This is a genomic window from Candidatus Eisenbacteria bacterium (assembly GCA_013140805.1).
Taxonomy (GTDB): domain Bacteria; phylum Eisenbacteria; class RBG-16-71-46; order RBG-16-71-46; family RBG-16-71-46; genus JABFRW01.
In genome coordinates, this window is sequence record JABFRW010000049.1 from 21,835 (window position 1) to 30,074 (window position 8,240).

The following is an 8,240-nucleotide window of genomic DNA, read 5'->3' on the forward strand; positions in this document are numbered from 1 at the left end:
CGACTACAGCTCCTTCCAGGCCAGCATCTGCGCTGACGGCACGTCCGCGTTGAATGCAGGCGTCTGCGGGTAGAACGGAGGCGTGATGCCGCGACGGTCATAGCTGAAGAGTCGCCCGTAGCCGGACAGCCGGACGCCGGTGCTCTGGTTCGAGGTTCCGAATCCGCCGTAGTACTTGGAGACCATGCCGCCTCGCAGGATGAGATCTCCGCTCGGGCTGCGGCTCGAGTAGTTGTCGACCGTCACCTGCCCATTGCTTCCGGTCGCCATCAGGAATGCGTCGATGTGCAGATTCGGAGGAGCGCTGGATCCGATTCTCACGTTGCCGCCGTTCGAATAGATGCCCAGCACCGAGTTGCCGTCGTCGTAGTCGCTCGCGAGGACGTCGGACTGAATCACGATGTCGCCGGCCGCGGTGATGGTGGTCTGATTGTTGTCGGCGAGACCCGCGATCGGCGGGTCATCGACGTCGGCACGGTCCGGGCCGCCGAAGTCGCTGATCGAGCCGCTGCAGAAGATCGAGCCGCTCGGAACCCCGGTGTAGACGACCGGCGTGCCGCTGTTCGTGACGATCGTGGTGCTCGGACCCGCGCGATTGATCGTGATGGTCTTGGTGGTGCTGCCCTGAACGATGGTGTAGACCTGATGGCCGCCACCGTTCACCGACATGCGCATTGAATTGACGTTGCCCTTGATGTAGATACCGCCCACCAGGGCGCTCGTTCCATTCGTCACCGGGTAAATACCATCCGCCGGCGAGCTGCCGCTGGTCGATCCCGAGAACGCCATGTTGAGCTGTGCGTTCGTGGGCCCGGTCGAGCTGCTGGGTGTGGCCTGACCGAGCGTCGCATTCTGCTGCAGGAACGACGTGGTCGGCAGCGCGATCGTGCCTGCGCCGCGCTGGAATCCGCCGCCGAATTGCGGCACGTCGACGCTGCCATTCGAATTCGCGGCCAGCGAGATGGCAGAACCGTTGTTGTTGTACCAGGCCTGCGCATTGACGCTCGAGACCAGGTCCGTGAACTGCGGCTGAAGCGCGAAGCGGAAGATGCCGTTCGTGTGGACGCGGCCATTCATGCGCGTGGACGAGTTGAACCACACGCCGGTCCCGCTCGAGGTGGTGTGGATGTCGGTGAACATGAGGTAGTCGGCAAACGTTCCGCGACCTGCCGAGAGGCGCAGGAGCCCCGTGGTCTCGACCGCACGCACACCGCGCGCACCGAACTGACCGGTCGAGGTGATTCGGTAGCGATAGTTAAAGACCTGAGCCGTATCGGTGAGGTCGCTATCCGCCCACGCGATCGAGGTGCTGGCCGTGAACTTGGGGTCGCTGCTCGACGAAATCGACATGCTGCCGGTCGGGAACACGCTGTTCGGCGCCGGGATCACCGGACCAACATTGCCGTTCGCGACGCGGAGCGTGGCCAGACTCTCCATCTTGGCCTGGCCGAGATTGGCCAGCATCTGCTGGGCGGTGCGCACACCCGCGTCGGCCGAGTAAAGCGAGGCCTTGGCGACGTGCACGCTCGAACTGACGGACTGCTCGCGCGTGGTGGTCGCCAGAAAAGTCCCGGCCACCAGCGCCGCGAGCAAGACGAAGAGCACCGCTGTGACGAGCGCGACACCGCGTTCGCTGCGGGGCCCGACGATCTCGTGACGCTTCATATCTCCTCCTAGAAGGAACGCGGGTGAACGTACGTCCAGGTGGAATCCAGACGTGCGCTCTTGCCCGACCGGGTGTACAAAATCGGAACGATTTCGCGAATGTCGATGATCTGGCCAGGGCTGCGCGTGATAGAGCCGTCGCGCATGCGATACCAGATCTTCAGCGAATCGACGCCGTAGGCGACGATCTGCGGAATGCCGCCGTTCTCCTGGCGCACCAGTGTGCGACGGCGATAGTTCAGGGAGTCGACGCGGTACGCGATCTGAGTCACCTCGTACACGTCGGTGCCGACTCGATAACCGGGAGCGGCCGGGAACTGCGCGTGCCCGCCGGCGACGTTCCAGCTGGAGCTGGTAGCATGCGCGAGCTGGCGCGTTCCGGTGTTGACGGACGTCACGTTGAACAGGTGCGCGACGATGCCGTTCGTGATCACGAAGAAGTCGCCGGCGTTGAACCCACCGATCGAGTCCACGGTGGTGGTCGCGGCCGCGTTCGCCATGGCGGTGCTGAGCACCGAGTGCGAGCCGAACGTCCCGAGCATGCGCAGCGAGTCGCTCTGCCCGCTGGCAGGCCCTGGCGTGATGGCGCCGAGCGTTCCGGCAGCACCGTTGTTCGAGATCTGCACGGGTAGCGTGCCCCAGCCCGAACCGGCCATGCGCAGATCGCGCTCGATGAGCTGAATCGCCTCGCGGCCCGAGTTGCGTGCATAGGCGCGCCGGGTGGTCTCGGTGGCGGCGTTCTGAGCGCCGAACAGAGTGGCGTAGAGCATCAGCATGATCACGGCGAGCATCGAGAGCGTGATCATCATCTCGACCAGCGAGAAGCCGCGTGCGTCGTTGCGCGTAGAGGCGTGGTTGAGGTTCATGATCAGGTCCCCGAGGAGGCCACGACCGCGGTGGTACGGGCGCGCACGGGACCGGTCAGCCCCCCGCGACGAACTTCAAGCAGGATCTTCTTGCAGCCGTTGATCGGCAGGCTGTCCTGGACCGACCAGCTCACGAAGTAGCTGCCGGGGTAGGGATTGTTGGTGTCGGTGTGGCTGCCGTCGTCGAGGAGCGGATCGTCGAACGAAGTCGAGAGCAAGTCCTCGGTGATGCGTGAAGCGAGCGACGATGCACGAGACTGCTGGCCGGTCTTGGTGATGCGGTTCACCCCGAGCGGAATCACCAGCGCAAGGGCCAGCGCTCCGATCGAGAACACCAGTACCGCGACCATGGTCTCGACCAGCGTGAGCCCGGCCTGCGGCGAGAGTCGGCGCTTCGGAATCCGTGTGAGTTGGGTCATGGCACGTACACCATTCCCGCCGCCGAGACGAGCAGCGTGTCGGTGCGGCCCGAAGAGGGGCTGTTGACGATGAGCTGGCCACCGCCCGTTCCGGGGCGCAGCAAGCCGGTGGTGATGAATGCGATCGTGTCGACGGGTGTGAGCGAGACCAGCGACAGCCGCGTGCCGCTCGGCAGATTGCGAAGGTCGTTCAGCTCGCCGGTCGTGACGGCGCCATCGCCGTTCGTGTCGATGTGAATACGATACGAGGTGATGTTCGTGTTGGTCGGCGGCGTACCGAACCGGACGTAGACCGGGACGTGACGCGTGATGGCCGACTGACGCGCGCTGATGATGTCCTCGCGCACCATCTGCCGGGCCTTCACGTGGGTCATGGTGCTTCGATACTTCATCGCTCCCGGCATCGAGAAGCCGACCAGGACTCCTGCGATCACGAGCACCACCATCAGCTCCACCAGAGTGAAGCCGCGCGAACTGGACACGAACACCTCCTGCGTCGATCGGAATGCCATTCCGAGGCATTCGGGAAGATCCTGCCTTGGCAGTTGCATGAATCGGGCCCATCTTCGGAATCGTATTGCGCCCCGCGAACGCGCGGGTTTTCGCCATGCGCGGGCACTCCGAAGTCCGCGCCGCAGAGCGCCGAGTGCCGGCTGCACGATTCTCGCGTGCGCATCGCCCGGTCCCGATCGCCGGCGCTGAGCCGGAGAGGCATGGGGAATCACCCCGTCGCTGGCTGGATTCATCGGCACTCGAGGAGGTCGGATTCACGGCGAAGTGCGGTCCTGCTATCGTCCCCGCCCGTGTCCCGACCGATCGTCACTCGCCCAGCGCCCTGGTGGCAGGAGCGCGCCTCACGGCTCGCTCTACTAATAGCGGTCGCGGTCCTGCTCCCGGCCACGGCTTCCGGGGCCGGAACTGCCTCCGTGCGGGTCACGCGCTACCCCGGCTTCAAGCGCGTCGCCCCGCCGGCCGCCGCACTCGCCGGCCAGCCGGATCTGGCGGTCGCGCCCGGGGGAACGATCTACCTGAGCTGGATCGAGCCGGTCGACAGTGTGAAGCGCCGGCTCCGCGTCGCTTCGCTCGCGAACGGTCGGTGGTCGGTGCCGACCACCGTGGTCGAGAGCGAGTCGCTGATCGCGAACGGTGCCGACTTCCCGGCGCTGCTCGCCCCGGTGGAGGGTCGCCTGGTGCTCGCATGGCCGTGGCGCGCTCCGGGCAGTCTGCACGCCTCGCACGTCCGCGCGGCGGTCTCGACCGATGGGGGCCTCCGCTGGACCACTCCGGTCACGGTTCACGACGATCGCAGCCCCACCGAGCACGGATTCGTTTCGCTTGCCGCAGAACCCGGCGGGGCTCGCATTGTATGGCTCGATGGCCGCGCCGGTGTGGGGAAGGAAGAGGGCGAGTACGACACGGCGCTGCGCAGTGCATTCATCGACTCGCTGGGACGCATCTCGGGTGAATCGCAGGTCGATGCGCGGGTATGCGACTGCTGCGCGACCAGCGTGGCCGCGTCTTTCTATGGAGCGGTGGTGGCGTATCGGGACCGCGACCTCGACGAGGTGCGGGACGTCTCGATCCGGCGCCAGATCGGCCCCGGCTGGGGAACGCCGCAGTCCCAGATGACGGATGGCTGGCGGATTCAGGGTTGCCCCGTCAACGGTCCGGCGATCGACGCGATCGAAGAACGGTTGTTCCTCGCCTGGTATTCCGCGGCTGCCGACTCCCCTCGCGTGCAGGCGGCGTTCTCGGTCGACGGGGGAGCGACGCTCGCGCACCGATCGCGGCTCGATCTCGGGCAGGCGCTGGGTCGCGTCGACGTGGTCGGAGTGCCGGGAGGTGATGCGATCGTGACGTGGCTCGAGGGAGTCGACGAACGGGCGCGGTGGCTGGCGCGCCGCGTTTCGCGTGACGGCCTTCTCGGAGCACCGCGCGAGATCGCTGCGGTGCCGGGCCGCCGTTCGAGCGGCGTGATGCGCGTCGCGCGTTCCGGAGAGCGGCTGATCTTCGCATGGGTCGATCCGGCGGCCCGCTCGCGATTGCAGGTCGGGGTCGCGCCCCTGCGCTAGTCGGTCGACGTGATACCCTGCCGCCCCGTGAAACTCCGATGCGAGGCCGTGGCGCGCGTGAGGCGCGCGAATCCAGCCGTGCGACACGAGAGGACGTCGTGACCGAACGTATCGACCTGACCCAGCGCGCCAATGCCGGCTACGTCGAGGAGCTCTACCGCCTCTACCTGGCGGATCCCGCCGCGGTCACGCCGGAGTGGGCGCTGGTCTTCGCGGGTTTCGACCTCGCGGGCCATCGACCGCCCGCGGTTGCCGGCACCGACGCCGAGCGTGGGGCCTATGCGCTGGTCAACGCCTATCGCGAGTTCGGGCATCTGGTGGCGCGCCTCGATCCGCTCTCCGAACCGCCCGGCGATCATCCGCTGCTGGCGCTCGCGGCCGTCGGCCTCACGACCGAGGACCTGGGACGACCGAGCGACGGCGCTCCGTTTCGGGGACCCTTCGACGGCACCTACGGAGGTCTGCTCGAAGCGCTGCGGACGACTTATTGCGGAACGCTCGGCGTCGAGTTCATGCAGGTGCCGGACGATACGGTGCGCGAGTGGCTCGCCGAACGCATGGAAGCGGCTCACAACCGTCCGGCGCTCGAACCTCACGAGCGCGTGCAGGTGTTGTCGCGATTGCTCGCGGCCGACGGCTTCGAGCAGTTCCTGCACGTCAAGTACGTCGGCCAGAAACGCTTCTCGCTCGAAGGCGCGGCGGCGTTGATTCCGATGCTCGACACGCTGCTCGAACGCGCGTCGGACCGTGGAGTCGAGCAGATCGTGATGGGCATGCCGCATCGCGGACGACTAAACGTGCTGGCGCTGGTGATGGGAAAACCGTACGAGCGCATCTTCTCGGAGTTCGAGGCGTCGTTCGCGCCTCAGGACGTCACCGGGCATGGCGACGTGAAGTACCACATGGGCTACTCGAGCGTGCGGGAGATGCGTGGCGGACGCTCGATCCACGTCGACATGAACTTCAATCCGAGCCATCTCGAGTTCGTGAATCCGGTGGTGCTCGGCTCGATGCGCGCGCGCCAGGACCTGATGCATGACGCCGGCCGCGACCGTGGAATTCCGGTGCTGCTCCATGGTGACGCCGCGTTCGCCGGCGAGGGGGTGGTGTCCGAGACGCTCGTCATGGCGCCGCTGCCGTCCTACGAGACCGGAGGCACCGTTCACGTGGTGGTGAACAACCAGATCGGCTTCACGACCTCGCCCTGGCACCAGCGCTCCTCGCGCTACTGCACGGATCTCGCGCGCGTGATCGGCGCCCCGGTCCTGCACGTGAACGGCGACGATCCCGAAGCGGCGGTGCACGCGATCGCGATCGCGGTGGACTACCGCATGCGGTTCAAGCGCGATCTGATCATCGATCTGATCTGCTACCGCAGGCACGGGCACAACGAGCTGGATGATCCGACCTTCACGCAGCCCGCCATGTATCGGACCATCGCTCGTCACGTCCCGGCATCTCGCCGCTACGCCGAGCGCCTGGTCGCCGAAGGGGTGCTCGACCTTGCGGCGGTTCAGACGATCGAGCGCGACCTCGATGCCGGGCTCCAGGCCGCTCACCAGCGCGCCCGCAGCGCCGATCCCTACCAGGCGCCCACGACTCCGGCCGGCGCATGGAGCGGGCTCGAGTGGGCAGGCGACGACTGGAGCGCCGACACCGCGGTGGCGCGCGAGCGGCTGCGCGCCGTGGTGGACGGGCTCACGCGGTTTCCCGACGGCTTCGCGCCGCATCCCAAGATCGCGCGGCTCGCGACCGATCGGCGCGAGATGTTCGAGGCCGATCGCATCGACTGGGGACTCGGCGAGGCGCTGGCTCTCGGGAGCCTGCTGGTCGACGGGCGCAACGTGCGGATGAGCGGGCAGGATACCGGGCGCGGAACCTTCAGCCACCGGCACGCGGTGCCGCGCGATCAGAACGACGGGCATCGCTTCGTTCCGCTCCAGCACCTCGCGGAGTCACAGGGCCGCATCGACCTCATCGATACGCCGCTCAACGAAGCGGCATGCCTCGGATTCGAGTACGGCTATTCGACCGCGGATCCGCACACGCTGGTGGTGTGGGAAGCGCAGTTCGGCGACTTCGCGAACGTCGCGCAGGTTTATATCGACCAGTTCATCGCGAGCGCCGAGTCCAAGTGGCGGCGCATGTCGGGGCTGGTGCTGCTGCTGCCGCACGGCTACGAGGGCCAGGGACCGGAGCACTCGAGCGCGCGTCTCGAGCGATTCCTCGAGTTGTGCGCGAACGGCAACATGCAGGTCTGCAACCTCACCACGCCCGCGCAGCTGTTCCACGCGCTGCGGCGCCAGCTCCAGCGCCGGTTCCGCAAGCCGCTCGTGATCATGAGCCCCAAGAGTCTGTTGCGGCACAAGCGGGTGGTCTCGCCGGTCGCGGCGTTCGCGGACGGCGGATTCCAGAATGTCCTCGACGATCCGGATGGCGGCGACGCGAAGGCGGTGCGTCGCGTGCTACTGACCTCCGGCAAGTTCTTCTACACGCTCCAGGCTGCGCGCGAGACGCGCGCATTGTCGGATGTTGCACTGGTGCGTCTCGAGCAGCTCTATCCATTCCCGAGCGAGGAGCTGGGGCAGGTGTTCGCTCGCTATCCGAATGCACGCGACCTGCGCTGGGTCCAGGAAGAGCCTGCGAACATGGGCGCGTGGCGCGCCATCCGTCATCGGCTCGAGGACGTGCTGCCGACCGGCGCGACGCTGAGCCTCGCGGCGCGCAAGGCCGCGCCGACTCCGGCGACCGGCTACTACGCGATGCACGTCGAGCAGGAGCGGGAGCTGCTCGATCGCGCGCTGTGCGAGGTCGGAGCGCTGCGACCGCGCGCCACTTCGACGGCTCGCGACGGAACCGCACGGGCGCGCCGGGCGCGCCGCGAGAACGGATGACGACAGGAGGCGTGGAGTGAGTGAAATCAAGGTGCCGCGTCTGGCCGAGTCGATCTCGGAGGCGGTGCTGGTGCAGTGGCTGCAGCCGGACGGCGCGACGGTCGCGATGGATCAGCCGATCGCCACACTCGAGACCGACAAGGCGGCGGTCGAGCTGGCCGCACCTGGCCCGGGAGTGCTCAAGCACGCCCGCGCGGTCGGCGAGACCGTCCATGTGGACGACGTGATCGGACGCATCGAAGCGGGAAGCGGCGCGATGCCGGCGACGCCACCCGCGCCACCCACGCCGGCGGCGGCGCCAGTGCCGGCGGCGCCAGTGACGGC

7 protein-coding genes are annotated in these 8,240 nt (G+C 67.3%); 3 read left to right on the forward strand and 4 right to left on the reverse strand.

Annotated elements, in window-relative coordinates:
* Positions 1-3 precede the first annotated feature (3 nt).
* Genes HOP12_04575 through HOP12_04590 form a run of 4 tightly spaced genes read right to left on the reverse strand, consistent with a single transcriptional unit; the run spans position 4 to position 3,432 of the window.
* Positions 4-1,665: a DUF4900 domain-containing protein gene (locus tag HOP12_04575; GenBank protein NOT33428.1), complete on the reverse strand. Its 1,662-nt coding sequence runs from the start codon at positions 1,663-1,665 to the stop codon at positions 4-6.
* Positions 1,666-1,673: 8 nt separating this feature from the next.
* Positions 1,674-2,531, reverse strand: coding sequence for a prepilin-type N-terminal cleavage/methylation domain-containing protein (locus tag HOP12_04580; GenBank protein NOT33429.1), 858 nt, complete (start codon positions 2,529-2,531; stop codon positions 1,674-1,676).
* A gap of 2 nt (positions 2,532-2,533) precedes the next feature.
* Positions 2,534-2,950: a prepilin-type N-terminal cleavage/methylation domain-containing protein gene (locus HOP12_04585; protein ID NOT33430.1), complete on the reverse strand. Its 417-nt coding sequence runs from the start codon at positions 2,948-2,950 to the stop codon at positions 2,534-2,536.
* The gene (locus tag HOP12_04590; GenBank protein NOT33431.1) at positions 2,947-3,432 is read right to left on the reverse strand and encodes a prepilin-type N-terminal cleavage/methylation domain-containing protein; all 486 of its coding nucleotides are present in this window, start codon (positions 3,430-3,432) and stop codon (positions 2,947-2,949) included. The genes HOP12_04585 and HOP12_04590 overlap by 4 nt, the downstream gene beginning before the upstream one ends.
* A gap of 444 nt (positions 3,433-3,876) precedes the next feature.
* Between HOP12_04590 and HOP12_04595 the strand changes: the two genes are divergently transcribed.
* The 3 genes from HOP12_04595 to HOP12_04605 all read left to right on the forward strand — a co-directional run.
* Positions 3,877-5,022 carry an exo-alpha-sialidase gene (locus HOP12_04595; GenBank protein ID NOT33432.1) on the forward strand — a complete coding sequence of 382 codons (1,146 nt, stop codon included), beginning with the start codon at positions 3,877-3,879 and terminating at the stop codon, positions 5,020-5,022.
* A gap of 38 nt (positions 5,023-5,060) precedes the next feature.
* Positions 5,061-7,916 carry a 2-oxoglutarate dehydrogenase E1 component gene (locus HOP12_04600; protein NOT33433.1) on the forward strand — a complete coding sequence of 952 codons (2,856 nt, stop codon included), beginning with the start codon at positions 5,061-5,063 and terminating at the stop codon, positions 7,914-7,916.
* Between the two features lie 16 nt (positions 7,917-7,932).
* Positions 7,933-8,240: dihydrolipoamide succinyltransferase (locus tag HOP12_04605; GenBank protein ID NOT33434.1), on the forward strand; the 308-nt coding region annotated here is incomplete at its 3' end.